22 protein-coding genes and 1 pseudogene are annotated in these 26322 nt (G+C 59.7%); 16 read left to right on the forward strand and 7 right to left on the reverse strand.

Annotated elements, in window-relative coordinates; translation table 11 throughout:
* Window positions 1-46 precede the first annotated feature (46 nt).
* The 3 genes from cdd to IB144_RS08295 all read right to left on the reverse strand — a co-directional run bounded on the left by cdd (window position 47) and on the right by IB144_RS08295 (window position 2149).
* A complete protein-coding gene (gene cdd, locus IB144_RS08285; protein ID WP_002912869.1) occupies window positions 47-931 on the reverse strand; it encodes a cytidine deaminase in 885 nt (294 codons plus the stop codon).
* Between the two features lie 127 nt (window positions 932-1058).
* Complete coding sequence (locus IB144_RS08290; protein ID WP_002912867.1) at window positions 1059-1754, reverse strand: CidB/LrgB family autolysis modulator; 696 nt, start codon at window positions 1752-1754, stop codon at window positions 1059-1061.
* Entirely contained in the window at window positions 1751-2149 is a 399-nt protein-coding gene (locus tag IB144_RS08295; RefSeq protein ID WP_002912865.1) for a CidA/LrgA family protein, read from the reverse strand. The genes IB144_RS08290 and IB144_RS08295 overlap by 4 nt, the downstream gene beginning before the upstream one ends.
* A 357-nt stretch (window positions 2150-2506) precedes the next feature.
* Here IB144_RS08295 and dusC point away from each other — a divergent pair, with 357 nt between their 5' ends.
* The 6 genes and pseudogenes from dusC (at window position 2507) to mdtQ (ending at window position 11276) form a co-directional block, all read left to right on the forward strand.
* Window positions 2507-3439, forward strand: coding sequence for a tRNA dihydrouridine(16) synthase DusC (gene dusC / locus IB144_RS08300; RefSeq protein ID WP_038433072.1), 933 nt, complete (start codon window positions 2507-2509; stop codon window positions 3437-3439).
* Between the two features lie 357 nt (window positions 3440-3796).
* On the forward strand, window positions 3797-5161 hold the full coding sequence (locus IB144_RS08305; RefSeq protein ID WP_065888450.1) for a carbohydrate porin: 1365 nt from the start codon (window positions 3797-3799) through the stop codon (window positions 5159-5161).
* A 155-nt stretch (window positions 5162-5316) separates the two neighbouring features.
* Window positions 5317-6150: a transcriptional antiterminator BglG gene (gene bglG / locus IB144_RS08310; RefSeq protein ID WP_002912842.1), complete on the forward strand. Its 834-nt coding sequence runs from the start codon at window positions 5317-5319 to the stop codon at window positions 6148-6150.
* Between the two features lie 30 nt (window positions 6151-6180).
* Window positions 6181-8155: pseudogene (bglF, locus tag IB144_RS08315) on the forward strand (PTS beta-glucoside transporter subunit IIABC).
* 15 nt (window positions 8156-8170) lie between these two features.
* A complete protein-coding gene (gene ascB, locus IB144_RS08320; protein WP_032447749.1) occupies window positions 8171-9565 on the forward strand; it encodes a 6-phospho-beta-glucosidase in 1395 nt (464 codons plus the stop codon).
* A gap of 271 nt (window positions 9566-9836) precedes the next feature.
* The gene (gene mdtQ / locus IB144_RS08325; RefSeq protein WP_004149095.1) at window positions 9837-11276 is read left to right on the forward strand and encodes a multidrug resistance outer membrane protein MdtQ; all 1440 of its coding nucleotides are present in this window, start codon (window positions 9837-9839) and stop codon (window positions 11274-11276) included.
* 33 nt (window positions 11277-11309) lie between these two features.
* On the opposite strand, the gene IB144_RS08330 is transcribed toward mdtQ, so the two are convergent.
* Window positions 11310-11879 (reverse strand): DedA family protein, encoded by a 570-nt coding sequence (locus IB144_RS08330; protein WP_002912833.1) that lies wholly within the window; start codon window positions 11877-11879, stop codon window positions 11310-11312.
* 154 nt (window positions 11880-12033) lie between these two features.
* On the opposite strand from IB144_RS08330, the gene IB144_RS08335 reads away from it, so the two are divergent.
* Together IB144_RS08335 and pbpG are read left to right on the forward strand one after the other, a co-directional pair.
* The gene (locus IB144_RS08335) at window positions 12034-12621 is read left to right on the forward strand and encodes a Yip1 family protein (protein WP_004144230.1); all 588 of its coding nucleotides are present in this window, start codon (window positions 12034-12036) and stop codon (window positions 12619-12621) included.
* A 188-nt stretch (window positions 12622-12809) separates the two neighbouring features.
* Entirely contained in the window at window positions 12810-13760 is a 951-nt protein-coding gene (pbpG, locus tag IB144_RS08340; protein WP_004180615.1) for a D-alanyl-D-alanine endopeptidase, read from the forward strand.
* 454 nt (window positions 13761-14214) lie between these two features.
* Here pbpG and IB144_RS08345 read toward each other — a convergent pair whose 3' ends face one another.
* Entirely contained in the window at window positions 14215-14769 is a 555-nt protein-coding gene (locus tag IB144_RS08345; RefSeq protein WP_002912829.1) for a GNAT family N-acetyltransferase, read from the reverse strand.
* A gap of 85 nt (window positions 14770-14854) precedes the next feature.
* A complete protein-coding gene (gene dld / locus IB144_RS08350; RefSeq protein ID WP_002912827.1) occupies window positions 14855-16600 on the reverse strand; it encodes a D-lactate dehydrogenase in 1746 nt (581 codons plus the stop codon).
* 194 nt (window positions 16601-16794) lie between these two features.
* On the opposite strand from dld, the gene bglX reads away from it, so the two are divergent.
* From bglX to IB144_RS08375, 5 genes are all read left to right on the forward strand, one after another.
* A complete protein-coding gene (gene bglX / locus IB144_RS08355) occupies window positions 16795-19092 on the forward strand; it encodes a beta-glucosidase BglX (RefSeq protein ID WP_065888447.1) in 2298 nt (765 codons plus the stop codon).
* A 136-nt stretch (window positions 19093-19228) separates the two neighbouring features.
* Window positions 19229-20146 (forward strand): ABC transporter substrate-binding protein, encoded by a 918-nt coding sequence (locus tag IB144_RS08360; protein WP_002912823.1) that lies wholly within the window; start codon window positions 19229-19231, stop codon window positions 20144-20146.
* Window positions 20147-20153: 7 nt separating this feature from the next.
* Window positions 20154-21311 carry an ABC transporter permease gene (locus tag IB144_RS08365; protein WP_102016871.1) on the forward strand — a complete coding sequence of 386 codons (1158 nt, stop codon included), beginning with the start codon at window positions 20154-20156 and terminating at the stop codon, window positions 21309-21311.
* Complete coding sequence (locus tag IB144_RS08370; protein ID WP_065888445.1) at window positions 21304-22248, forward strand: ABC transporter ATP-binding protein; 945 nt, start codon at window positions 21304-21306, stop codon at window positions 22246-22248. Before IB144_RS08365 ends, IB144_RS08370 begins: the two co-directional genes overlap by 8 nt.
* Entirely contained in the window at window positions 22235-22972 is a 738-nt protein-coding gene (locus IB144_RS08375) for an ABC transporter permease (protein ID WP_065888444.1), read from the forward strand. The genes IB144_RS08370 and IB144_RS08375 overlap by 14 nt, the downstream gene beginning before the upstream one ends.
* Here IB144_RS08375 and IB144_RS08380 read toward each other — a convergent pair.
* A complete protein-coding gene (locus IB144_RS08380) occupies window positions 22947-23060 on the reverse strand; it encodes a protein YohO (RefSeq protein ID WP_002912762.1) in 114 nt (37 codons plus the stop codon). The genes IB144_RS08375 and IB144_RS08380 overlap by 26 nt on opposite strands.
* Window positions 23061-23289: 229 nt before the next feature.
* On the opposite strand from IB144_RS08380, the gene IB144_RS08385 reads away from it, so the two are divergent.
* The 3 genes from IB144_RS08385 to IB144_RS08395 are packed head-to-tail and all read left to right on the forward strand — an operon-like array spanning window position 23290 to window position 26209.
* A complete protein-coding gene (locus tag IB144_RS08385) occupies window positions 23290-24978 on the forward strand; it encodes a sensor histidine kinase (protein WP_002912760.1) in 1689 nt (562 codons plus the stop codon).
* Complete coding sequence (btsR, locus tag IB144_RS08390; RefSeq protein WP_004144215.1) at window positions 24972-25691, forward strand: two-component system response regulator BtsR; 720 nt, start codon at window positions 24972-24974, stop codon at window positions 25689-25691. The genes IB144_RS08385 and btsR overlap by 7 nt, the downstream gene beginning before the upstream one ends.
* A gap of 47 nt (window positions 25692-25738) precedes the next feature.
* Complete coding sequence (locus tag IB144_RS08395) at window positions 25739-26209, forward strand: DUF1456 family protein (protein WP_002912756.1); 471 nt, start codon at window positions 25739-25741, stop codon at window positions 26207-26209.
* Window positions 26210-26322: the final 113 nt, after the last annotated feature.

The following is a 26322-nucleotide window of genomic DNA, read 5'->3' on the forward strand; positions in this document are numbered from 1 at the left end:
CGGCCGGATAAGCCGAAGACGCCGTCCGGCAATCTGCTCAGGCTGATCAACCTAACAGGACGCGCTCAATATTGTGGCAGCCCAGCGCCTTCAGGGTGGCGACGGTGGCATCCCACTGGATCAGCGCCGCGTCGGCTTTCTCCGCCAGGATTGCCCGCTGGATAGCGGGATAATCATAGCCGTTGAGGCTCAGGAGATTCAGCGCCCCCTGCAGCGGCGGCAGCGTCGGGTTGAACGCTGCGTTTTCCGCATAGCTACCGCTGAAAATGGTACCGTCTTTCAGCTCCAGCGCCACGCCGGAAGGCGAGTGGCTGTAGGGCGCATGGCAGCGGTTGGCGGCCTGAATAGCTGCCTGGGTTAGGGCATCGCCGCTGACCGGGAAGCCATGGTCCTGTTCATCCATCAGCAGGGTTTTGATCTCGAGGTCTTTCGGGCCAAAGGCGTCCGGCAGATAGTGCTCCAGGGCATGCGCTTCGCGACCCGGCAGATGAATGCGCAGCGCCAGCCCGCTGTTCAGTTCGTTCATAAACTGACGGCAATGACCGCACGGCGTGTAGTTCACCGTGATAGCGCGCAGGGAGGTCTCGCCGCGCAGCCAGGCGTGGCTGATGGCGCTCTGTTCCGCGTGAACGGTCTGCTGCATGGTAGCGCCGAGAAACTCCATGTTGCCGCCAAAGTACCAGCGGCCGCTGACGCCGCGGGCGATAGCCCCGACGTTAAAATGAGAAAGGTCGGGGCGCGCGCAGGCAGCGGCAAGCGGCAGTAGCGCAAAAGCCAGCGCGTCTTCGTCCAGACCTGTCGCATGCTGCAGCGTCGCCACCTGATCGGCTTCGAGCAGCGCCGGGAAATGCGGGTCGGCGAGCATCGGGGCGATGGCCGCCTGCAGATCTGCTGCCAGAGTCGTCAAAGCAGCTTGAAAACGTGAGTGCATAGCGTTGCCTCATAACAGTGTAATGGGAAGCCAGTGTACGGGCGGCCAGCGGTTCCATATGTGATGAATATCTCATTCTTTATGCAACTCTGATTTGTTGCATTAAAAAATGTAATTTAAATCACTATTAACCTACCACTGCGAGGATCAGCGGAAATAAGAACGGCGCCATCAACGAGGTGATGATCCCGCACAGCACCAGCGCCAGTGAGCTAAACGCGCCTTCCTGATAGTCCAGCTCGGCGCAGCGGGCGGTGCCGAGGGCGTGCGAGGCGGTGCCCATTGACAGGCCGCGCGACGCTTTGGTGCGAATGCGCATCAGGTTAAGCAACGTATGCCCAAATACCGCGCCGAGGATGCCGACAAAAATTACGCACACGGCGCTGATGGCCGGAATGCCGCCGATGCTGCCGCTAACCGCCATAGCAATCGGCGTAGTGACTGACTTAGGCAGAATAGAGGCGGCGATTTGCGGCGTGGCGCCCATCAGCAGAGCGACGGTGGTGCCGGTGATCATCGCCACGCAGCTGCCGATAAAGCAGATGGTAATGATAGATTTCCAGCGGGCGCGGATCTGGTGCAGCTGTTCATACAGCGGGAACGCAAGGGCCACTACCGCCGGCTGCAGCAGATCGTTCAGGACTTTGCTGCCGGCAAAATAACGCTCATAGGAGATCCCGGTCAGCAGAAGAAATGGAATAATCACCACCATCGCCACCAGCAGCGGGTTGAGCAGCGGGAACTTAAAGCGGGCCGCCAGTTTGCGGGCGAGAAAAAAGACGATCAGGGTTAGCGGTAGCGACCACCAGATTTCATGCATCATTCTTCTTTTCCTTTTTGGCCAATCACTTTACGTTCGCCATGCACCAAATGGGAGCTCCAGCTCACCACTACAAACACCACCAGCGTACTGATGGCGCAGGAGATAACGACAGGCCCCAGCTGGGCGCGCAGCAGATCCCAGTACTGCATCACCCCAACGCCGATCGGCACGAACAGCAGCGCCATATAGCGGATCAGGATATTGCAGCCGGGGTTGACCCATTGCGGCGGCATAATTTGCAGCGCCAGCAGCACGAAGAGGATCAGCATGCCGATGATGCTGCCGGGGATAGTGATAGGCAGCAGCCCGGCGATAAAAATTCCGGCGTACAGGCAGGCGTAAATCAGGACGAAAGCCCGCAGGTACTGCCAGATAATAGTCAGCGATTTACTCATGGTAATAACCCTTGATGAAGTGCATTCATCATACAATTAATCCCTAAAATGTGCTACCGATCACATCATGAATTCTATGCATAGCGCTGATAGCTTACGGGAACCATAGTCTCACCCGTCAGGGCCCGACACCTTGCGGCTCAGGCGGGATCGCTCCCCACGCTACCTTGCTGGATGAGGCGCGGCAAATAAAGGCGAATGGGACGCCACAGACCTCTGTAAAGCATAGAGATTATCTCGCCGCTTTGCCGCATCGAGCGTGCGGGGTACGGCGTGCGTCTGGTCCGACGCATTGAGCGCTTTCAACCAGCGCCCGGAGGCGCTACCATAGCGCCTCTTTTTTTTCCGGGTAACGATATGCGTGTTCTACTGGCGCCGATGGAAGGCGTGCTCGATTCGCTGGTGCGTGAGCTGCTGACCGAGGTTAACGATTACGATCTCTGCATCACCGAATTTCTGCGCGTGGTGGATCAACTGCTGCCGGTAAAATCGTTCTACAGGCTATGCCCGGAACTGCATCACCAGAGCCGCACGCCGTCCGGCACCCGCGTGCGCGTCCAGCTGCTGGGACAATATCCCGAGTGGCTGGCGGAAAATGCCGCCCGCGCGGTGGCGCTGGGTTCATGGGGGGTGGATTTAAACTGCGGCTGTCCGTCGAAGCTGGTAAACGGCAGCGGCGGCGGGGCAACGCTGCTGAAAGATCCAGAGTTGATCTATCGCGGCGCGAAAGCCATGCGAGAGGCGGTTCCCGAGCATCTGCCGGTGACGGTGAAAGTTCGTCTTGGCTGGGACAGCGGTGAACGGCGCTTTGAAATCGCCGACGCGGTGCAGCAGGCGGGGGCCAGCGAACTGGTGGTTCACGGCCGTACCAAAGAAGATGGCTACAAAGCCGAACGCATCAACTGGCAGGCGATCGGCGAGATCCGCCAGCGCCTGACTATCCCGGTGGTCGCCAACGGTGAAATCTGGGACTGGCAAAGCGCCCAGGATTGTATGGCTGTCACCGGCTGCGATTCGGTGATGATTGGCCGCGGGGCGCTCAATGTGCCGAACCTCAGCCGGGTGATCAAATACAATGAACCGCGCATGCCGTGGCCGCAGGTGGTCCAGCTGTTGCACAAATATACCCGCCTGGAAAAGCAGGGTGATACCGGTCTGTATCATGTGGCGAGAATTAAGCAGTGGTTAGGCTATTTACGCAAGGAATATACCGAGGCGCTGACCCTGTTTAATGAAATTCGCGCCCTGCAAACGTCTGCTGAAATAGCGGCGGCGATCGGCCGCTATTAACCGCCATACTGTTATTCGCTTCACATATTATTACTTGCATGCCTATTGATGATAGGCATGGGTTGAATAAAGTGATAATGTGCGGTCAATCAATTCAGGATTGCTACTGAACTCAGGCAAAACCTAAGCACTTTCGTCATTCGTGGCGCAAAGTGCTTAGGTTTTTTTTTGGTAAAAATTCAGGGTGGATAAAATGATGATGTAAAACAATGAGATGTGAATAACGATTTCTCTGGCATTGTCGCGGTTTTATTACCGACGGACGCTTTTTGCCATTCATTTTTTAAAAAAAGAAAACGGGTAAATAAATAGCCTGGGGATCCCCTTTGTTTTTATTCAGTCACGGTGGATATCACAATGCATAACAAAAAAATAAATCAGCTTTTGATCGGCGCTATGCTGGCGGCCATGGCGCCTGCCGTGAGCGCCGCGGACATCCCGGCGTGGAACGGCAGCGCGCTGGGGTTTGAAGCCGGGCAGCAAGGGCTGCTGGGCGATATGCTAGGCATTCGTCCGATCCTTGAAGAAAACGGCTTTCATTATAATCTCGGCTATCTTAACGAGATGGCCTACAACGCCGGCGGCGGCTATAACCATGATAAACATCTGGCCTATATTGACCAGGTGTCATTGACCTTTACCCAGGATCTGGAGCGCTGGACCGGCATACCGGACGCGCGGCTTGAGGGCAATATCGTCAACCGCAACCATGATGATAACCTCACCACGAAACGGCTGCAGGATCCGCGGGTGAGTTTCAACGATCTATCGCAGGAGAGCTGGGGCGGCGGGTCGATTACCCGCCTTGGCTGGCTCACCTTTGCCCGCAGCTTTGACGACCGCCGCCTGACCTGGCGCATCGGCATGATGAACAAGGTGCAAACCTTCGACCAGATCATTCCCTGCGATTTTCAGCTGCTGACCCAGTGCGGTGGGAAATCGGCCAACTCGCTGACCTGGAATAACTGGAACATTCATACCTGGGGCACCACCCTGGAGTACAAGCTGACGCCGACGGTCACCCTGAAAGGCGGAGTGATGGAGCAAAACCCGCAGGCTACCGCGCGCAGCCACGCGTGGAGCTGGTCGACGAAGGGTAGCAAAGGCATCTTACTGCCGATGGAGATCGAAACCCGTCCGCTGATTAATGGCCTGCCGGGAGCCTATAACCTTGGCGTGGTCTGGACTAACGCGCCGCAGAGCGACCTCTACAGCGGTAAATCCGGCGGCGCCGGGGCGACCGATTCGCAAGGTTACGCCGAGCACGATAGCACCTGGTTTATGTACGCCGGCCTGAACCAGCAGATCACCCGCCACGCCGACGACCCGCTGCGGGGGATGAGCGTCTCACTGAGCGGCAGCCTCAGCGACCAGCGCAGCAACTATATCCACTCCGCCGTCGCCGCCTCCATGCGCTACCGCGGTCTGTTTGACGCCCGCCCGGAGGACTGGATTGGCTTCGGCCTGACGTGGATCGACATGAGCAGCCACTACGCACGTAATCAGCGCTATATGAATCAGATAAGCGGCGCCACCGACTATAACGATCCGGCTTACCAGCCGGTGGCCGGTCATTCGCTGAACGGTGAGCTCTATTATCGCTTCCGCCCGGTCTCCTGGCTGGAGCTGCAGCCGGGCCTGCAGTACTGGCACCGTCCGGGCGGCGTCGCGCAGACCCAGGACGCGTGGGTAGTGGAGTGGAAAACCGTCGTGACCTTCTGATAGTCGCGATCTTAATCACGTTTTTTTACTTGTCAGGTTGAGCGCGCAGCAGAAGTTGTTACAGTGCGGGTGTTGGATTGCAACTGCTGCGGCAGGCAAAACCTGATCACCTGGCGTTTCGTCGGGGGTCAGGTTTTTTTGTTTCTGGGGTCTATATGCAAATCGCCAAAGTACTCAATAACAATGTGGTGGTGGTTCTCGACGAGCACCGGCGCGAACAGGTGGTGATGGGGCGAGGGCTGGCCTTTCAGAAACGCCCGGGCGACGTGCTGGACGACAGTAAAATTGAAAAAGTTTTCGCCTTACAAAGCGATGAGCTGGTCGGCCGCTTAGGCGAGCTTCTCAGTCAGATACCGTTAGAAGTGATGACCACCTGCGATCGCATTATCGACCTGGCACGCGGACGGCTGGGCAAGTTACAGGAAAGTTTGTACATCACGTTAACGGATCACTGTCATTTTGCTATCGAGCGGCAGAAAAAGGGCATCGCACTGCGTAACGTGCTGCTGTGGGAGATTAAGCGGCTGTATCCGAAGGAGTTCGCGCTGGGCCAGGAGGCAAGGGCCATCATTGCCAAAAGGCTCGGCGTGGAGCTGGCGGAGGATGAAGCCGGATTTATCGCCCTGCATCTGGTGACGGCGCAGCTCAACAGCGAAATGCCGGAGGTCATGCACGTGACCCGGGTGATGCAGGAGATCCTGCAGCTGGTGAAGTATCAGCTGCAGCTTAACTACGATGAAGAGTCGCTGAGCTATCAGCGTTTCGTCACCCACCTGAAGTTTTTCGCCCAGCGGATGCTGACGCGCACGGTGGTGGAAGATGACGACGTCTCGCTGCACAGCGCGGTGAAAGATAACTACGCCAAAGCGTGGAAGTGTGCGGAAACGGTGGCGACGCATCTGCAAAAGCAGTATCAGCGGTCGCTGACCACCGAAGAAATTATGTTTCTTGCCATTCATATCGAACGGGTAAGAAAAGAGGGGCGTTAATTCTCCCCAACAAAACTGGATTGTTACTGCATGATGCAGGCAAAACCTGAGCGCGACGCCCACCGGCGTGGTTCTCGGGTTTTTTTATTTTTTACTACTCAGTCGCCGGTTGTCTGCGGGCAGCGGCAGTAAGGAAAAGAGCATGGAATATAAAGCACTCGCGCAGGATATTCTCAACCGCGTCGGCGGCAAAGAGAACATTGTGAGTCTGGTTCACTGTGCGACACGTCTGCGTTTTAAACTGAAGGATAACGGCAAAGCCGATGCCGAAGGGCTGAAGGCCAATCCGGGCGTGATTATGGTGGTGGAGAGCGGCGGCCAGTTTCAGGTGGTGATTGGCAACCACGTTCACGACGTCTGGCTGGCGGTGCGCCAGGAGGCGGGGTTAAGCGATGACAACGAACCGGTTGCCGAGGAAAAAGCGGCCAAAGGATCGGTGTTAAGCCAGCTTATCGACATCATCTCCGGCATCTTTACACCGTTTATCGGCGTGATGGCGGCAACCGGTCTGCTGAAAGGCCTGCTGGCGCTGGCGGTGACCTGCGGCTGGCTTACGCCGGAGCAGGGGACTTATAAAATCTGGTTTGCCGCCAGCGACGCGCTGTTCTTTTTCTTCCCGCTGTTTCTTGGCTATACCGCCGGGAAGAAGTTTGGCGGCAACCCGTTTATCTCGATGGTGATTGGCGGGGCGTTAACCCACCCGCTGATGATTCAGGCCTTTGAGGCCAGCCAGGCGCCGGGCGCGGCGGTGGAGCACTTTCTCGGCATTCCGGTGACCTTTATCAACTACAGCTCGTCAGTGATCCCGATTATTCTCGCCTCATGGGTCTGCTGCTGGCTGGAGCGCAAGAGCAATGCGCTGTTGCCGTCATCGATGAAAAACTTCTTCAGCCCGGCGATCTGCCTGGCGGTGGTGGTCCCGCTCACCTTCCTGGTGATTGGCCCGGTCGCCACCTGGCTGAGCCATCTGCTGGCCAACGGCTACCAGTTCATTTATGCGTTTGCCCCATGGCTGGCGGGCGCGGTACTGGGCGCCATGTGGCAGGTGTGCGTTATTTTCGGCCTGCACTGGGGGCTGGTGCCGTTGATGATCAATAACATGACGGTGCTTGGTCACGACTCCATGCTGCCTATTATCCTCCCGGCGGTGATTGCCCAGGTGGGCGCCGTGCTCGGTATTTTCCTCGCCACCCGCGATGCGCGCCAGCGGGTGCTGGCCGGTTCCGCCTTCTCCGCCGGGCTGTTCGGCATCACCGAGCCGGCTATCTATGGCCTGACTCTGCCGCTGCGCCGTCCGTTTATCTTCGGCTGTGTCGCCGGGGCGATTGGCGGGGCGATCACTGCCTTTAGCAACAGTTATGCCTACTCGTTTGGCCTGCCAAACATCTTTTTCCCGGCGCAAATGATCCCGCCCGGCGGGATTGACGCCAGCGTCTGGGGCGGGCTTATCGGCACCGGCGTGGCTTTCGTGCTCGCCTGCGTGCTGACCTTCTTCGCCGGCCTGCCGCGCGGTAGCGCCGCACCGGGCGCCGTGACGGTAGCCCCGGCCTCGGCAAACGATATTCTGGCGCCGATGAGCGGCAGCGTTATCGCCCTCGAGCAGGTGCCGGATAGCACCTTCGCCAGCGGCCTGCTGGGTAAAGGGGTCGCCATTATCCCGGCGGTGGGCCAAGTGATTGCCCCGTTCCCGGGCGAAGTGGCCTCCCTGTTTCAGACTAAACACGCCATCGGCCTGCAAAGCGACAGCGGCATTGAGCTGCTGATCCACGTCGGCATCGACACGGTCAAACTCGACGGCGTGCCCTTTACCGCGCATGTGAAAGAGGGCGACAGGGTACAGGCCGGCGATCTGCTGATTGAGTTTGATCGCCAGGCGATTCTGGACGCCGGCTACGACCTGGCGACCCCGATCATTATCAGCAACAGCGACGACTACCGGGAGATTGACACGGTGGCGTCCAGCGCCGTCGAAGCCGGTCAGCCGCTGTTGTCAGTCAGCCATTAATCACAGGAGAAAGAGATGAAAACATTCCCGGCGGATTTTTTGTGGGGCGGCGCGACCGCGGCCAATCAGGTGGAAGGTGCTTATCTGGAAGATGGCAAAGGCTTATCCACCTCCGATGTGCAGCCGCATGGCGTGTTCGGCGAAGTGGTCGAGCGTGTACCCGGCGACAGCGGCATAAAAGATGTGGCGATCGATTTTTACCATCGCTATCCGGAAGATATCGCCCTGTTTGCCGAGATGGGCTTTAACTGCCTGCGAGTCTCCATCGCCTGGACCCGCATCTACCCCAACGGCGACGACGCCGAGCCGAACGAAGCCGGCCTCGCGTTCTACGACAAGCTGTTCGACGAGATGGCGAAGCACAACATCACCCCGCTGGTGACGCTGTCGCATTATGAAATGCCATGGGCGCTGGTAAAAAACTACGGCGGCTGGGGCAGCCGGGAGGTGATTGGCTTCTTTGAGCGCTACGCCCGGACGGTGTTCAGCCGCTATAAAAATAAGGTCAAACTGTGGCTGACCTTTAACGAAATCAATATGTCGCTACATGCCCCGATGACCGGGGTCGGCCTGCCGGCCGGCAGCAGCAAAGGCGAGGTGTATCAGGCGATTCACCACCAGCTGGTGGCCAGCGCGCTGGCGGTCAAAGCCTGTCATGAGCTGGTGCCTGAGGGCAAAATCGGCAATATGCTGCTCGGCGGGCTGATGTATCCCCTGAGCTGCAAACCGGAGGATGTGTTCGAGACGCTGCAGGAGAACCGCAGCTGGCAGTTCTTCGGCGACGTACAGGCGCGCGGCGCGTACCCGGGCTATATGCAGCGCTATTTCCGTGACAACGGCATCACGCTCACCATCACCGACGCCGATCGTGAAGCGCTAAAAACCACCGTCGACTTTATCTCCTTCAGCTACTACATGACCGGCTGCGTCACCGCCGACGAGGCGCTGAACCAGCAGGCGCGCGGCAATATTCTCAGCATGGTGCCGAACCCGCACCTGGCGAGCTCGGAGTGGGGCTGGCAGATAGATCCGCTGGGCCTGCGCACACTGCTGAACGTGCTGTGGGATCGCTACCAGAAGCCGCTGTTTATCGTGGAAAACGGTCTGGGCGCCAAAGATAAGGTGGAAGCCGACGGCAGCATTAACGATGACTACCGCATCAGTTACCTGAACGACCACCTGGTGCAGGCGCGGGAAGCCATTGACGATGGCGTTGAGCTGATGGGCTTTACCAGCTGGGGACCGATTGACCTGGTGAGCGCCTCAAAGGCGGAGCTGTCGAAGCGCTACGGCTTTATCTATGTCGACCGCCATGATGACGGTACCGGCACCCTGGCGCGTAGTAAGAAGAAGAGCTTTAGCTGGTATAAAGAGGTGATTGCCAGCCGCGGCGCCAGCCTGAAAGCCTAAAGAATGCCCGCCCGGCCATCGCCGGGCGGGGGGTTAGCCCGGTTTACGCGCGCGCAGTAAAAAGGTCATCGGACGTTCTTTCTCTTCATCCAGAGCGGGCAGGGTGGAAAAGAGGTGCGGCTCGTTAAAAGATGCCGGCTCATATTCACTCCCTGAATTGATAAGATTGTTTATTTTTAGCAAACTAATAATTTAGTCACACGCTTTACTAAACGCGTTTAATTCAATTAACTTATGATAACCAACCTGATTAAGTTATCTGACCTGTCCAATGAAATTGATATTAAATAAAAGCGTGCTGGCGGCATTGCCCCTGGCCATCGCGCTGGCTGGCTGCGCGCCATCTCATGAGGTTGCTAATCCGCCGCAGCAGCAAATTCCAGCCTCCCATGTTTCCATGGATCTCCCTGCCGCCGTGAAAAATGGCTGGCCGCAGACTGACTGGTGGAAAGATTACCATGACCCACAGCTTAATAATCTGATTCAGCGAGCGTTGGCCAACGCGCCGGATATGCAGATTGCCGAACAGCGCATCAGGCTTGCCGAAGCGCAGGCGCGAATGTCGCAGGCGAATCTTGGCCCGGAGATGGATTTCTCCGCCGATATTGAACGCCAGCGCATGTCGGCCGAAGGCCTGATGGGACCGTTTGCTACCGACACCGACGGCAATACCGGCCCGTGGTACACCAACGGTACCTTTGGCCTGACCGCTGGTTGGGATCTCGATCTGTGGGGCAAAAACCGTGCGCTGGTGAAAGCGCGTATCGGCGAGCTGAAAGCCCAGGTTGCTGAACAGGCCCAGACCCGTGAGCTGCTCTCCGGCAGCGTGGCGCGTCTGTACTGGCAGTGGCAGACGGAAGCGGCGATCAAAGCGGTGCTGCAGCAGGTGAAAAACGAGCAAAATAATATTGTGACGGTCGACAAGGCCCTGTATCAGCGCGGGATCACTAACTCCGCCGAAGGGGCGGAGAACGATATTAACGTCAGCAAAACCGACCAGCAGCTGGCGGACGTGACGGGCACGATGAAAGAGATTGAAGCACGGCTGATGGCCCTGACCAACAGCCAGAGCCAGTCGCTAAACCTCAAACCCGCCAGCCTGCCAACGGTCAGCGCGCAGCTGCCAGATACCCTCGGCTATGAGCTGCTGGCGCGCCGCCCGGATCTGCAGGTCGCCCACTGGTATATTGAGGCGTCCCTGAGCGAAGTGGACGCGGCGAAAGCGGCGTTTTATCCGGACATCAATCTGATGGCGTTCCTGCAGCAGGATGCCCTGCACTTAAGCGATCTTTTCCGCCATTCGGCGCAGCAGATGGGCGTTACTGCCGGGTTGACGCTGCCGATCTTTGACAGCGGCCGCCTTAACGCCAACCTGGATATCGCCAGCGCGCAGAATAGCCTGTCGATCGCCCAGTACAACAAAGCGGTGGTGGATGCCGTTAACCAGGTGGCGAAAACCGCCAGCCAGGTCGAAACATTAATGGCCAAAAGCCAGCAGCAGCAGCAGGTTGAAAAAGACGCTCAGCGGGTAGTAGATCTGGCGCAGGCCCGAATGGCGGCGGGGATCTTACCTGGCTCCAGAGTCAGTATGGCGAAGCTCCCGGCGCTGCAGGAACGGATCACCGCATTGCGCCTGCACGGCCAGTGGATTGACGCCAGCATTCAACTGACCTCGGCCCTCGGCGGCGGCTACCACCAGACGGTGAAGTAACCGCCAACCACGGTGCGCCCGCGGGCGCGCCGCTTAGTCTTTCTTCTTACTCTCGCGCCGCCTGAGCCACCAGTGGGCGGCCACCACCACCACCACCGCGAGGATCAGCCAGATCCAGTGCTTCAGATGGGCGTCCAGATGGTGCAGCCACGGGCCAACCACCTCGCCGCCGAGATAGCCAATGGTGGTAAACAGCAGGGCCCACACCAGCGCTCCGACAATATTCAGCGGCAGGAAAATGCGCGGCGGCAGGCGGCTGGCGCCGATCAGCAGGGGGCCGATTACCCGGAAGCCATACATAAAGCGGGTGCCGATGACAAACAGCCACGGCCGGTGCTGGATCATACGCTGCGCTTTACGGATCCGCGCTTTCTGACTGGCGAAACGGCGCAGGATGCGTCCCCCGAAGCGGCGACCGACCAGATAGAGGAGCTGATCGCCAATCATCCCGCCGAGGGCGACGGCGATCACCACCAGGGGAAATTTCAGTAGCCCCTGATGCGCCGCGACGCCGCCCAGCAGGGTAATGGTCTCACCTTCCGCCATGCTGCCGACGATCAGCGCCGCGTAGCCATACTGGGAAATCAGGTGATTGATATCCATAAAAAGCTTTTCTCCTTACCTCATCACCTCTTAATCATACACCCTGCTGACCAAAACACGGCGACGCAGAATTTTCTGTGCTGTACATAAAATAATCTACAGGGTGAATTATACTTGGATCAGTGCAGTACGAAGCCGTGACAAGGGGGACGCTATGAACCATGTCTGGGGGCTCTTCGCTCATCCCAACCGGGAAATGAGCGTGATTAAGAGCGAGAATGAAACCATTTCTCATCACTATACGCATCATGTGCTGCTGATGGCGGCGGTTCCGGTAGTCTGCGCCTTTATCGGCACCACGCAGCTGGGCTGGAACTTCGGCGATGGCACCGTGATTAAACTGTCGATGCTGACCGGACTGGCGCTGGCGGTGCTGTTTTACGCCGTGATGCTCGCCGGGGTGGCGATCATGGGGCGGGTCATCTGGTGGATGGCGAGGCAGTATCCGCAGCAGCCTTCCCTGAAACGCTGCATGGTGTTTGCCGGCTACGTCGCCACCCCGCTGTTTCTGAGCGGGATTGTGGCGCTCTATCCGCTGGTCTGGCTGTGCGCGCTGGTCGGTACTATTGCGCTGTTCTATACCGGGTATCTGCTGTATCTCGGCATTCCGACCTTCCTGAGCATTAATCGGGAAGAGGGGTTAAGCTTTGCCAGCTCGACGCTAGCTATTGGGGTACTGGTGCTGGAAGTGCTGCTGGCCATCACCGTGGTGCTGTGGGGGTATGGCTACCGACTCTTCTGATAGGACGGCACGGGTAAATATGCATTGCCGGCAAATATGTATTTTATGTCGGCAATGCAGCATTTCTTCACGATTCTTATTAGGCACAGGGCCTTACGGCGCGGTATGATGGCGTTTGCCAGCGAAGTTGCCCACTTAACCTCGCGGCGTACGTTCCATAACGTGCAAAAATACTTTTCAGAATGCCCATGATGCCGAAATTTCGAGTCTCTTTGCTCAGCCTGACCTTGCTGCTGGCTGTGCCTTTTGCGCCCCAGGCGTTAGCAAAAACCCCGACGGCGGTGACCGCCTCGCAGCCGGAAATTGCCTCCGGCAGCGCCATGATCGTCGATCTGGCCACGAAAAAAATCATTTATGCCAGCCAGCCGGATCTGGTGCGCCCGATGGCGTCGATCACCAAAGTGATGACGGCCATGGTGGTGCTCGATGCCCATCTGCCGCTGGATGAGATGCTGACGGTGGATATCAGCCATACGCCGGAAATGAAGGGGATCTACTCCCGCGTGCGCCTCAACAGCCAGATTAGTCGCCGCGATATGCTGCTGCTGGCGCTGATGTCTTCCGAGAACCGCGCGGCCGCCAGCCTGGCGCATCACTATCCGGGCGGCTACGACGCTTTTATTCGCGCGATGAACGCCAAAGCCCAGGCGCTGGGCATGACCCATACCCGCTACGTGGAGCCCACCGGCCTGTCGGTGCATAACGTCTCCACCGCCCGCGATCTGACCAAACTGCTGATCGCCAGCGAGCAGTATCCGCTGATCGGCCAGCTGAGCACCACCAAAGAAGAGACCGCCACCTTCGCCCATCCGGCCTACAGCCTGCCGTTCCGCAACACCAACCATCTGGTGTATCGCGATAACTGGAACATTCAGCTGACCAAAACCGGCTTCACCAACGCTGCCGGCCACTGCCTGATTATGCGCACGGTGATTAACCAACGTCCGGTGGCGCTGGTGGTGATGGATGCCTTCGGCAAATATACCCACTTCGCTGACGCCAGCCGCTTGCGGACCTGGATTGAAACCGGGAAGGTGATGCCGGTACCCGCCTCGGCGCTGAGCTATAAAAAGCAGCGCGAAGCGCAGATGGCGGAGGCGATGCTGAAAGGCGGCGCGCAGACCGCGCAGAACGATTAATCTGCATGTCTCCCGGATGGCGGCGCATTGCGCCTTATCCGGGCTACGTGATTTGGCGGCGGGTTCATCCCCTTCGCAGGCCCGGCAAGCGCAGCGCCGCCGGGCAATCAGGCCGAGTGCCGGTGTTTGTGGCGGATGGTGGCTCGCGCCTTATCCGGGCTATGTGATTTGGCGCCGGGTTCATCCCCTTCGCAGGCCCGGCAAGCGCAGCGCCGCCGGGCAATCAGGCCGAGAGCCGGTGTTTGTGGCGGATGGTGGCTCGCGCTTTATCCGGGCTACGTGATTTGGCGCCGGGTTCGCCCCTTTCGTAGGCCCGGCAAGTGCAGCGCCGCCGGGCAATCAGGCCGAGTGCCGGTGCTTGTGCAGGATGGCGGCTGACGCCTCTCTGGAACCGCGCTGAACGGTAGCCCGGCTAAGGCGTTTACGCCGCGAGCCGGGGATTTGACGCCGGATATCACTCCGGCAGCGTCCAGTCGCCGTCACCCAGCGCGCGCTGCATAATCAACGTATCCCGCCAGTCGCCCATCTTGTAGCCGACGCTGCGCAGCTGACCCGCCACGGTAAAGCCGAACTTTTTATGGATCGCCAGCGAGCCGGCATTGTTATGGCCATCGCCGATGATCGCCAGCATCTGCCGCCACGGGCCTTTCTCGCACTCAGCGATTAGCCTGGACAGCAGCGCGCTGCCGATGCCGCGTCCGCCCATTCCGGATTCCACGTATATCGATTCCTCGAGGGTGTAGCGATAGGCCGGACGCGGGCGATAGAAGGTGGCATAGCAGTAGCCGACGATAGCCCCGCGCCACAGTGCTACCAGCCACGGCAGCCCGTTGTCGCGCACGGTCTGGATCCGTTTACGCATTTCGTCAACGGTGGGGGGGATCTCTTCGAAGGAGGCGCGGCCATTAAGCACGTGCCAGACATACAGCGCGGCGATGGCGTGCGCATCGTCGGGCAGCGCTTCGCGAATTTCTAAATCACTGTCGAGTAACGGGGCCTCTGCGGGCATGGCGGCGCTCCTGAATCTGCCGGAGAAACATTCTCCGGCGTGCAGCGTAATACAGAAGCGCCAGGCTGAATAGTCCTGCCGTCGATTATTGCGGATCCGCCGGAGAGGCTGGCGTCGGGGCCGCTTCACCCCAGTATTTCTGCTTGCTGGTTTTACCAATCCCCGGGTTCATGCTGTTGGTCGGATCGTTCTGGCGATAGAACTGCTGCAGGCTCTCCGGGGCCTCATACAGATGACCCACGTTATGCTCCGCCGGGTACTGGGCGCCGCGCGCTTTCAGTAACTCCAGCATTTTTTCCTTCAGCGCGTGGGCGTCGACCCCTTTCCTGACGATGTAATCCTGATGGAACACATGGCACATAAAGTGGCCATAGTAGAGCTTATGCACCAGCTGGCTGTCGATTTCGGGCGGCAGATGTTCGAACCACTCGGTATCGTTACGCCGCAGGGCGATATCCAGCGCCAGAATATCTTCGACTTCGTCGGCATGCACCGCCTGATAGCGGATCGCCGCGCCGGCGGCGGCAAAGCGATGGAGGAACGCCTTGCTGCCTTCCTCCGGCGTACAGGCGAAGAAATCCCCCTCGGCCTGCTGGAAGTACTCCGTCAACCAACGCTGCGCTTCTTCGATGCCGTCGCCAGCCATCTTCAGCAGCAGATGATGTTCATATTTATCGCGCCAGGTTTTCATCCGCTCCGGTAAATGCGCCGGGAAGACGTGGCCGAGCTTCTGCATAAAGCGGTCGGTAAAGTGCGGCTTAAACAGCGAGACTTTCTCCAGCATCGCGTCGGTGCGCCCCTTCATGGTGAAGAAGAACGGCATTTTGTCGGTGCCGAGCTTGTCGATCATCAGGAAGGTGTCTTTGCCATACTTCTCGGCGATATCGTAAATATCGCGGTGCATATATTCCCCCGCCACCGGCAGATGCTGGAACTCAGCGAGGATATGACGGCGGATCTCGGTCAATACCTGTGGCTGGTTGGTGCCAATGTAAAACACCTGCTGGCGCTTTTCCGCCGGGAAAGTATCGAGACGCACGGCGAAAACCGCTAGCTTGCCGGCGCAGCCGGAGGATTCGAACAGGCGGTCCGGGTCGGCGTTATAGCGCGCCGGGGTGTCGGCATCGACATCGCGCACGCGGGTGACATAGTCGTGATCGTGGGCGTGGCGGCCGTCGTGCAGGACATCGCTATCGCTAATCCGTTCGTCATCGAGGCGGCTGAGGATCTGCTCCGGCGTGCTGCCGAGATCGATGCCCAGATGATTGACCAGCTTCAGCTTGCCGTCGGCGTCAATCTGCGCGAACAGCGACATCTCAGTGTAGGCCGGCCCGCGCTGCACCAGCGAGCCGCCGGAGTTGTTGCAGATCCCGCCGATGACCGATGCGCCGATGCATGACGAACCGATCACCGAGTGCGGTTCGCGTCCCAACGGTTTGAGCGCTTTTTCCAGCGAATAGAGGGTGGTGCCGGGCCAGGCCAGCACCTGCTCGCCTTTGTCCAGCAGATGCAGTTTGTCCAGGCGCAGGGTGCTGATAATCACGATCTCGCGATCGTAATCATTGCCGTTGGGGGTCGAACCTTCGGTCAGGCCGGTGTTGGCCGCCTGCATCAGAATAATTTTATCGGCGTCTACGCAGGCGTTGAGCACGCGCCAGAGCTCCAGCAGGGTACCGGGAAAGACAACCGCCAGCGCCTCGCCCTGACCGGAGCGGAAGCCTTTGCGGTAGCGCTGGGTTTTTGCCGGGTCGGTCAGCAGATGCGAAGGGCCAACCAGGCGCGCCAGGTCAGCCAGAAACGTTTTATGGGTGTCAGTGGGTGCAGATGACATGTTCCACTCCTTGTGGTGGTGCGCGAAATATCGAGGATAAGCATAGCGCTTTGTATGACAATTTGATGCATGAATGTTTCGCAAAAATCAGAGAAGAACCTTAGCATTCTGCGGGCGCGTTGTTTATATATATGGCAAACTGCGGTTTTTATTATGTTTTACCGAGTCCCCGTCTGAGATAAAGCGAGATAACAATGAAATGGCTCTGCACTGTAAGCGTCGCCGTGAGTCTGGCGCTGCAACCCGCGCTGGCGGATGAACTGTTTGGTAACCACCCCCTGACCCCGCAGGCGCGGGATGCCTTTGTCACCGACCTGCTGAAAAAAATGACGGTGGACGAGAAAATCGGCCAGCTGCGTCTGATAAGCGTTGGCCCGGATAACCCGAAAGAGGCGATCCGTGAAATGATCAAGAACGGTCAGGTGGGGGCGATTTTTAACACCGTTACCCGCCCGGATATCCGTGTAATGCAGGATCAGGTGATGCAGCTTAGCCGCCTGAAGATCCCGCTGTTCTTTGCCTACGATGTGCTGCACGGTCAGCGTACCGTGTTTCCGATAAGCCTCGGCCTGGCCTCGTCGTTTAACCTTGATACGGTGAAGACCGTGGGCCGCGTGTCAGCTTATGAAGCCGCCGATGACGGCTTGAACATGACCTGGGCGCCGATGGTCGACGTCTCCCGCGACCCGCGCTGGGGACGCGCTTCCGAAGGGTTCGGGGAAGACACCTATCTGACCACGATGATGGGCCAGGCGATGGTGGAGTCGATGCAGGGCAAGAGCCCGGCGGACCGCTATTCGGTGATGACCAGCGTCAAGCATTTCGCCGCCTACGGCGCGGTGGAGGGCGGGAAAGAGTACAATACGGTCGACATGAGCCCGCAGCGCCTGTTCAACGACTATATGCCGCCGTATAAAGCCGGGCTTGATGCCGGCAGCGGCGCGGTGATGGTAGCCCTGAACTCGCTGAACGGCACCCCGGCGACCTCTGATTCCTGGCTGCTGAAAGACGTCCTGCGCGACCAGTGGGGCTTTAAAGGCATCACCGTTTCCGACCACGGCGCCATCAAAGAGTTGATTAAGCACGGCGTGGCCTCCGACCCGGAAGACGCGGTGCGCGTAGCGCTGAAGTCCGGCATCAACATGAGCATGAGCGACGAGTATTACAGCAAGTACCTGCCGGGGCTGGTGAAGTCCGGCAAGGTGACCATGGCCGAGCTGGATGATGCCACCCGACACGTGCTCAACGTGAAATATGATATGGGACTGTTCAACGATCCCTACAGCCACCTGGGACCGAAAGATTCTGACCCGCAGGACACCAATGCGGAAAGTCGTCTGCATCGTAAAGAGGCGCGCGAAGTGGCTCGCGAGAGCCTGGTGCTGCTGAAGAACCGTCTTGATACGCTGCCGCTGAAAAAATCCGGCACTATCGCGGTGGTGGGCGCGCTGGCGGACAGCAAGCGCGACATGATGGGCAGCTGGTCCGCGGCCGGGGTGGCCGACCAGTCGGTGACCGTCCTGTCCGGCATCAAAGAAGCGCTGGGCGATAACGGCAAAGTGATTTACGCCAAAGGGGCGAACGTTACCGATGACAAAGGCATTGTCGATTTCCTCAATTTGTATGAGAACGCGGTGCAGGTTGACCCACGCTCGCCGCAGGAAATGATCGACGAAGCGGTCGCGGCGGCGAAGCAATCCGATGTGGTGGTCGCCGTGGTGGGCGAGGCGCAGGGCATGGCGCATGAGGCCTCCAGCCGGACCGATATCACCCTGCCGCAGAGCCAGCGCAATCTGATTGCCGCTCTTAAAGCCACCGGCAAACCGCTGGTGCTGGTGCTGATGAACGGGCGTCCGCTGGCGCTGGTGAAAGAGGATCAGCAAGCCGATGCGCTGCTGGAGACCTGGTTTGCCGGCACCGAAGGCGGCCACGCCATCGCCGACGTGCTGTTTGGCGACTACAACCCGTCGGGCAAGCTGCCGATGTCTTTCCCGCGCTCGGTGGGCCAGATCCCAACCTACTACAGCCACCTGAATACCGGCCGGCCGTATAATCCGGAGAAGCCGAACAAGTACACCTCGCGTTACTTCGATGAAGCCAATGGCCCGCTGTATCCGTTTGGTTACGGCCTGAGCTACACCACCTTTAGCGTCTCCGATGTCAACATGTCGTCGGCCACCATGCCGCGCGATGGCAGCGTGACCGCCAGCGTGCAGGTGACCAACACCGGCAATCGCGAAGGGGCGACGGTGATTCAGCTGTATCTGCAGGACGTCACCGCCTCCATGAGCCGGCCGGTGAAAATGCTGCGCGGCTTTAAAAAGGTCACCCTCAAACCGGGCGAAACGCAAACCGTTAGCTTCCCAATCGACGTCGACGCGCTGAAGTTCTGGAATCAGCAGATGAAATACGTTGCTGAGCCGGGCAAATTCAATGTCTTTATCGGCGTGGACTCAGCCCGCGTGAAGCAGAGCGAGTTTGAGCTGCTGTAAGGCATCGCTCTTAAGTCCAACGTCACGCTTTAAAGGCCGATTAATCGGCCTTTTCTTTTTCGCATCGCTGGCAAATGGGCTACGCTTTTCTCTTAAGCTTCTGTAAGCGAAGCGCAAAAGAACTGAGGGATGCGGGATGAAGATGGCAACGACATGGTCCGGCGCGCTGGCGCTGGCCGCCCTGATAAGTTTACCGCTGCAGGCGGCGGAGCCGGTGAAGGTCGGCTCGAAAATTGATACCGAAGGCGCGCTGCTGGGCAATATGATCCAGCAGGTGCTGGAAAGCCACGGCGTAAAAACGATTAATAAAATCCAGCTCGGCACCACGCCGGTGGTGCGCGGGGCGATTGTCGCCGGCGAGCTGGATATCTACCCGGAATATACCGGCAATGGCGCCTTCTTCTTCAAAGATGAAAACGACCCGGCGTGGAAGAATGCCCAACAGGGCTATGAGAAGGTGAAGCGCCTCGATCAGGAGAAACATCAGCTGGTATGGCTCACCCCGGCGCCGGCCAACAACACCTGGACTATCGCCGTGCGCCAGGACCTGGCGGAGAAAAATAAGCTGACCTCGCTGGCCGACCTCAGTCGCTACCTGAAGCAGGGCGGCGAATTTAAGCTGGCGGCTTCGGCGGAATTTATTGAGCGCCCGGACGCGCTGCCGGCGTTTGAAAAAGCGTATGGCTTCAACCTCAACCAGAACCAGCTGCTGTCGCTGGCCGGGGGCGATACGGCGGTGACCATCAAAGCGGCGGCGCAACAGACCTCCGGCGTTAACGCGGCGATGGCCTACGGCACCGATGGCCCGGTGGCGGCCCTGGGGTTACAGACGCTGAGCGACCCGCAGGGCGTGCAGCCGATATATGCCCCGACGCCGGTGGTGCGCGAGGCGGTGCTCAAGGCCTACCCGCAGATTGCCGACTGGCTGCAGCCGGTCTTCGCCAGCCTCGATGAAAAAACGCTGCAGCAGCTGAATGCCCGCATTGCGGTGGAGGGCCAGGATGCGAAGCGCGTGGCGGCAGATTATCTGCAGCAGAAAGGCCTGCTGAAGTAATCCACCGGTGACCATTCGCTGTACTCACCGCGTCGGCCTGCTGCTGACAGGTCTGCTGCTGGTTACGCTGGCGCTGCCGTTTGTCACTTATGCGCCGAATCGCTTACTCTCCGGGGAAGGGCGCGGGCTGTGGCAGGCGCTGCCCTGGCTCGCCGGCGTTCAGCTGGCGGCGGCTCTTGCCGGGATGCTGCTCTGCTGGCTGCCGGGCAGGATCGTGCCGTTTCTCCACCTGCTGCTGGCCGAACTGATCTTCCCGCTGCTTATCTGGGGCAGCGGCCAGGCGGCGCTTGAGCTCTCCCGCCACGGCTCGCCGCTGGCGCGCACCTCGCCCGGCAGCGGCCTGTGGCTGTCGCTGGCGCTTTGTCTGCTGCTGGCCAGCGAGGCCATCCGTCATCTTACCGTCCGGCCGCTCTGGCGCTGGCTGCTCAATGCGCAAGTCTGGCTGTTGCCCATCATCCTGCTCGCTATCGGGGCGCTCGATCAGCTCTCCTTGCTGAAGGAGTATGCCAACCGTCAGGAGGTATTTGATGACGCCCTGCGCCAGCATCTGCTTCTGCTGTTCGGCACCCTGCTGCCGGGCCTGCTGATTGGCCTGCCGCTGGGGGTATGGCTGTGGCGGCGTCCGCGCTGGCAGGCGCCGACTTTCACCGCGCTCAATGTGATCCAGACTATTCCGTCGGTAGCGCTTTTTGGCCTGCTGATTGCGCCGCTTGCCGGTCTGGCGCGTTATTTCCCGACGCTGGGCGAGCTGGGCGTCTCCGGGACCGGCGTGGCGCCAGCCCTGATCGCTCTCACTCTCTATGCGCTGCTGCCGCTGGTGCGCGGGGTGGTGACCGGCCTGCAGCAGGTGCCGCAGGATGCCCTGGAAAGCGCGACGGCAATGGGCATGAGCGCCGGGCAGCGCTTTCGTCAGGTGCAGCTTCCGCTGGCGATGCCGGTACTGCTGCGCAGCCTGCGGGTGGTCAGCGTGCAAACCGTCGGCATGGCGGTAGTGGCCGCGCTGATCGGCGCCGGCGGCTTTGGCGCGCTGGTTTTTCAGGGGCTGCTGAGCAGTGCGCTGGATCTGGTGCTGCTGGGCGTGGTGCCGACCATTGCCCTGGCGGTGGTGGTGGATGCCCTGTTCGCCCTGTGGGGCGCCTGGCTAAAAGGAGAGGCCAATGATTGAATTTCAAGGGGTCAGCAAAGTGTTTGCCGGCCACCCGGCGGTGAAGGACCTGACCCTGGAGCTGCGCGAAGGCGCTTTCTCGGTGCTGGTGGGGACTTCCGGCTCGGGCAAGTCGACGACGCTGAAGATGATCAACCGTCTGCTGGAGCCGGACCGGGGCACCATTCGCTTTGCCGGCGAGGACATTCGCCAGCAGCCGGTCCTGACCCTGCGGCGGCGGATGGGCTATGCCATCCAGTCCATCGGCCTGTTTCCCCACTGGACGGTGGCGCAGAATATCGCCACCGTGCCGCAGCTGCAAAGATGGCCGCGGGCAAGGATCGCCGACCGGATCGACGAGCTGATGGCGCTGCTGGGGCTGGAGGCGACGCTGCGCGACCGTTACCCGCATCAGCTCTCCGGCGGCCAGCAGCAGCGGGTGGGGGTGGCGCGGGCGCTGGCGGCAGATCCGGAGGTGCTGTTGATGGATGAGCCCTTCGGCGCCCTCGACCCGGTGACCCGCGAGGCGCTGCAGCAGGAGATGCTGCGCATCCACCGTCTGCTGGGACGGACGATTGTGCTGGTGACCCATGATATTGACGAAGCGCTGCGTCTGGCGGACCACCTGGTGCTGATGGACGGGGGCGAGGTGGTCCAGCAGGGGGCGCCGCTGGAGATGCTCCTGCGGCCGAAAAATAGCTTTGTACAGACCTTTTTTGGTCGTAGCGAGCTGGGCGTGCGCCTGCTGTCGCTGCGCGAGGTGGGGGACTATTTGCGTCCCGACGAACGGCTGGCGGGCGAGGGGCTGACCGTCACCATGACCCTGCGGGAAGCGCTGTCGCAGTTTGTCGCCCGGCGCTGCGAGACGCTGCCGGTGGTCGATGCCGAAGGCAGGCCCTGCGGTACGCTGCATTTTGCCGATCTGCTGCGTCAGGAGATGAGCCATGAAGGCGCTTAGTGAGCCGCTGTGGTGGCTTATCGCGCTGTTTATCGGCCTGCTGGCAGGGCTGCCCTACAGCGCGCCGCTGTTCAGTCGGCTGTTCCCGGAACTGCCGCGGCCGGTCTACCAGCAGGAGAGCTTCTGGGCGCTCACTCTCGATCACGGCTGGCTGATGGTGGCGTCCAGCCTCGCGGCAACGGCAATCGGGCTGGGGGCTGGGGTGGCGGTCACCCGGCCCGCCGGCGGCGCGTTTCGTCCGCTGGTGGAGACCATCGCCGCTATCGGGCAGACCTTTCCGCCGGTGGCGGTGCTGGCGATGGCGGTGCCGGTGCTGGGCTTTGGCTGGCTGCCCGCGCTCATCGCCCTCGCGTTGTATGGCATACTGCCGGTGCTGCAGGGGACGCTGGCCGGGCTGGGTTCGATACCGCCTGGGGTGTCAGGCGTGGCTGAAGGGATGGGAATGACCGGCTGGCAGCGTCTGTATAAGGTGGAGCTTCCGCTGGCGGCCCCGGTGATCCTGGCGGGGATCCGCACCTCGGTCATCGTCAATATTGGTACCGCGACCATTGCCTCGACGGTGGGGGCCAGTACGCTCGGGACGCCGATCATCATCGGCCTGAGCGGCTTTAATACCGCCTATATTGTTCAGGGGGCGCTGCTGGTGGCGCTGGCGGCGATTATCGTCGACCGCGCGTTTGAGCGTCTGACCCGCTGGATCAGCCGACACCGCCACGCACAATAAAGGAATAGCCGGCCAGCATTACGCCGCTGATCCCGCCGATGGCCATAAGTAAGAAGAGAGTGACGACCGCGATTTTCGCTGGCTTCATAATAGGCTCCTGATGTTAACAGGGGGATTATACGGTGAAGCGCAGGTGTTAATGAAACATTAATTGCGGTTTAGCGCGCCGCGCCGGGCTTTTTGCCGCGTTTGCTGCGCAACGCGCCGCAAAAAAGTGTGATCCTGGCCGTCATTTTTCATTTTTATGCAGGGCTTCAAAGAAAGTTTTCGCCAGGCAGGGTATGGTACGCGCTTTCAGGAATGTGTGGTTTGCGGGTATGTACGAGTTTGATCTGGTGTTGCTGCTGCTTCAGCAGATGTGCGTATTTTTGGTCATCGCGTGGTTGATGAGCAAAACCCGACTGTTTATCCCCCTGATGCAAGTCACCGTTCGCCTGCCGCACAAGCTGCTGTGCTACGTCACCTTCTCCATTTTCTGCATTATGGGGACCTATTTCGGTCTGCATATCGAAGACTCCATCGCCAACACCCGCGCCATCGGCGCCGTGATGGGCGGCCTGCTCGGCGGGCCGGTGGTCGGCGGGCTGGTAGGGCTCACCGGCGGCCTGCACCGCTACTCGCTGGGGGGAATGACCGCCTTAAGCTGCATGGTTTCCACCATCGTTGAGGGGCTGCTGGGCGGTCTGGTGCACAGCGTGCTGGTCAAACGCGGCCGGCCGGACAAAGTCTTTAGCCCGCTGACCGCCGGGGCGATCACCTTCGTGGCCGAGCTGGTGCAGATGATGATCATTCTGCTGATTGCCCGTCCGTTCCAGGACGCCCTGCATCTGGTGCAGAGCATTGCCGCGCCGATGATGGTCACCAATACCGTCGGAGCGGCGCTGTTTATGCGCATTCTGCTGGACAAGCGGGCGATGTTTGAGAAGTACACCTCCGCCTTTTCCGCCACGGCGCTGAAGGTGGCGGCGTCCACCGAGGGGATCCTGCGTCAGGGATTCAACGAAGAGAATAGCATGAAGGTGGCCCAGGTGCTGATCCAGGAGCTGGACATCGGCGCGGTGGCGATCACCGATCGCGACAAGCTGCTGGCGTTTACCGGCATCGGCGACGACCACCATCTGCCGGGCAAGCCTATTTCCTCCTCGTATACGCAACGGGCGATTGAGACCGGGGAGGTGGTCTACGCCGACGGCAACGAGGTGCCTTACCGCTGCTCGATTCATCCGCACTGTAAGCTGGGGTCGACGCTGGTGATCCCCCTGCGCGGCGAGAACCAACGGGTGATAGGAACCATTAAACTGTATGAGGCGAAAAATCGCCTGTTCAGTTCGATCAACCGCACCCTCGGGGAGGGGATTGCCCAGCTGCTGTCGGCGCAGATCCTCGCCGGACAGTACGAGCGGCAGAAGGCGCTGCTGACGCAATCCGAAATCAAGCTCCTGCACGCCCAGGTCAACCCGCACTTCCTGTTTAACGCGCTTAACACGCTGAAGGCGGTGATCCGCCGCGACAGCGATCAGGCCGGCCAGCTGGTGCAGTATCTGTCGACCTTCTTTCGCAAGAACCTGAAACGGCCGACGGAAATTGTCACTCTTGCCGATGAGATCGAGCATGTTAACGCCTATCTGCAGATTGAGAAGGCTCGCTTTCAGGCTAACCTGCAGATCCAGATGGCGGTGCCGGAAGGGCTGGCGCATCACCAGCTGCCGGCCTTTACCCTGCAGCCGATCGTGGAGAACGCCATTAAGCATGGTACATCGCAACATCTTGGCGTCGGCGAAATTACCATCCGCGCCAGCCAGGACGATCGCTGGCTGCAGCTGGATATCGAAGATAACGCCGGGCTGTACCGGGCCAACCCCCAGGCCAGCGGGCTGGGGATGAATCTGGTGGACAGGCGGCTGCGGGCGCGTTTTGGCGCCGACTGCGGCATCAGCGTCACCTGCGAGCCGGAGCGCTTTACCCGTGTCACCCTACGTCTGCCCCTGGAGGAGAATGCATGCTGAGAGTATTGATCGTCGATGATGAGCCGCTGGCGCGGGAAAACCTGCGCATTTTGCTGGAGACACAGCGCGATATCGAGATCGTCGGCGAGTGCGGCAACGCGGTGGAGGCCATTGGCGCGGTGCATAAGCTGCGTCCCGACGTGCTGTTTCTCGACATCCAGATGCCGCGCATCAGCGGTCTGGAGATGGTCGGGATGCTCGACCCGGAGCACCGCCCCTATATCGTGTTTCTCACCGCCTTTGATGAATACGCGGTGAAAGCCTTTGAGGAGCATGCCTTTGACTATCTGCTGAAGCCGATTGAAGCTGCCCGGCTGGAGAAAACCCTCGCCCGCCTGCGCCAGGAGCGTAATCTGCAGGATGTGTCGCTGCTGGATGATGCTCAGCAGACGCTGAAATACATTCCCTGTACCGGCCACAGTCGTATCTGGCTGCTGCAGATGGAGGATGTGGCCTTCGTCAGCAGCCGGATGAGCGGCATCTACGTGACCGACCGCGAGGGAAAAGAGGGCTTTACCGAACTGACCCTGCGCACCCTCGAGAGCCGCACGCCGCTGCTGCGCTGCCATCGCCAGTATCTGGTGAATATGGCGCACCTGAAGGAGATTCGCCTGGAGGAGAATGGTCAGGCGGAGCTGCTGATGCGCGCCGGGCAAACGGTGCCGGTGAGCCGACGCTATTTAAAAAGCCTGAAAGAGGCGATTGGCCTGTAAAGCTGGTACACTGCGCCCCATTGCATCATCGACAGTAAAAGGCCCTCATGCTCAGTAATGATATTCTTCGTAGCCTGCGCTACACCCTGAAAGTCAATAATAACGATATGGTGCGCATTCTCGCGCTCTCCGCTATGGAATCCACCGCCGCCAGCTTCGACACCTGGACGACGAAAGAGGATGAAGAGGGCTTTGTTCGCTGCCCGGACATTATCCTGTCGGGTTTCCTTAACGGCCTTATCTATGACAAGCGCGGCAAAGATGATTCGGCCCCGGAGCTGGCGCTGGAGCGTCGGGTGAATAACAACACGGTGCTGAAAAAGCTGCGGATCGCCTTCTCGCTGAAAACGGACGATATCCAGGCGATTATGAGCGAGCAGAAATACCGGGTGTCGGTGCCGGAGATCACCGCCATGATGCGCTCGCCTGACCACAAAAACTACCGCGAGTGCGGCGACCAGTTTCTGCGCAATTTCCTGCGCGGACTGACCCAGCGGGTGCATAACCCGAAGGCATGATTTTTTGCCGGGTGGCGGCTTCGCCTGACCCGGCCTACAACGACTGCCCCCCCGGGCGCGTGCTAGCATAGCGCCGCCGGGCAAAAAAAAAAGCCGGAGATACTCTCCGGCTT

Source organism: Klebsiella sp. K4, assembly GCF_014596785.2.
Lineage (GTDB): Bacteria > Pseudomonadota > Gammaproteobacteria > Enterobacterales > Enterobacteriaceae > Klebsiella > Klebsiella pneumoniae.

Coding starts and splice junctions, on each gene's coding strand:
- ascB (WP_032447749.1), top strand. CDS start 8,171: ATGAAAACATTCCCGGCGGATTTTTTGTGGGGCGGCGCGACCGCGGCC.
- IB144_RS08345 (WP_002912829.1), bottom strand. CDS start 14,769: ATGCCCGCAGAGGCCCCGTTACTCGACAGTGATTTAGAAATTCGCGAA.
- bglG (WP_002912842.1), top strand. CDS start 5,317: ATGCAAATCGCCAAAGTACTCAATAACAATGTGGTGGTGGTTCTCGAC.
- IB144_RS08385 (WP_002912760.1), top strand. CDS start 23,290: ATGTACGAGTTTGATCTGGTGTTGCTGCTGCTTCAGCAGATGTGCGTA.
- IB144_RS08305 (WP_065888450.1), top strand. CDS start 3,797: ATGCATAACAAAAAAATAAATCAGCTTTTGATCGGCGCTATGCTGGCG.
- pbpG (WP_004180615.1), top strand. CDS start 12,810: ATGATGCCGAAATTTCGAGTCTCTTTGCTCAGCCTGACCTTGCTGCTG.
- btsR (WP_004144215.1), top strand. CDS start 24,972: ATGCTGAGAGTATTGATCGTCGATGATGAGCCGCTGGCGCGGGAAAAC.
- mdtQ (WP_004149095.1), top strand. CDS start 9,837: ATGAAATTGATATTAAATAAAAGCGTGCTGGCGGCATTGCCCCTGGCC.
- cdd (WP_002912869.1), bottom strand. CDS start 931: ATGCACTCACGTTTTCAAGCTGCTTTGACGACTCTGGCAGCAGATCTG.
- IB144_RS08360 (WP_002912823.1), top strand. CDS start 19,229: ATGAAGATGGCAACGACATGGTCCGGCGCGCTGGCGCTGGCCGCCCTG.
- IB144_RS08380 (WP_002912762.1), bottom strand. CDS start 23,060: ATGAAGCCAGCGAAAATCGCGGTCGTCACTCTCTTCTTACTTATGGCC.
- IB144_RS08295 (WP_002912865.1), bottom strand. CDS start 2,149: ATGAGTAAATCGCTGACTATTATCTGGCAGTACCTGCGGGCTTTCGTC.
- dld (WP_002912827.1), bottom strand. CDS start 16,600: ATGTCATCTGCACCCACTGACACCCATAAAACGTTTCTGGCTGACCTG.
- IB144_RS08290 (WP_002912867.1), bottom strand. CDS start 1,754: ATGATGCATGAAATCTGGTGGTCGCTACCGCTAACCCTGATCGTCTTT.
- IB144_RS08335 (WP_004144230.1), top strand. CDS start 12,034: ATGAACCATGTCTGGGGGCTCTTCGCTCATCCCAACCGGGAAATGAGC.
- bglX (WP_065888447.1), top strand. CDS start 16,795: ATGAAATGGCTCTGCACTGTAAGCGTCGCCGTGAGTCTGGCGCTGCAA.
- dusC (WP_038433072.1), top strand. CDS start 2,507: ATGCGTGTTCTACTGGCGCCGATGGAAGGCGTGCTCGATTCGCTGGTG.
- IB144_RS08395 (WP_002912756.1), top strand. CDS start 25,739: ATGCTCAGTAATGATATTCTTCGTAGCCTGCGCTACACCCTGAAAGTC.
- IB144_RS08370 (WP_065888445.1), top strand. CDS start 21,304: ATGATTGAATTTCAAGGGGTCAGCAAAGTGTTTGCCGGCCACCCGGCG.
- IB144_RS08375 (WP_065888444.1), top strand. CDS start 22,235: ATGAAGGCGCTTAGTGAGCCGCTGTGGTGGCTTATCGCGCTGTTTATC.
- IB144_RS08330 (WP_002912833.1), bottom strand. CDS start 11,879: ATGGATATCAATCACCTGATTTCCCAGTATGGCTACGCGGCGCTGATC.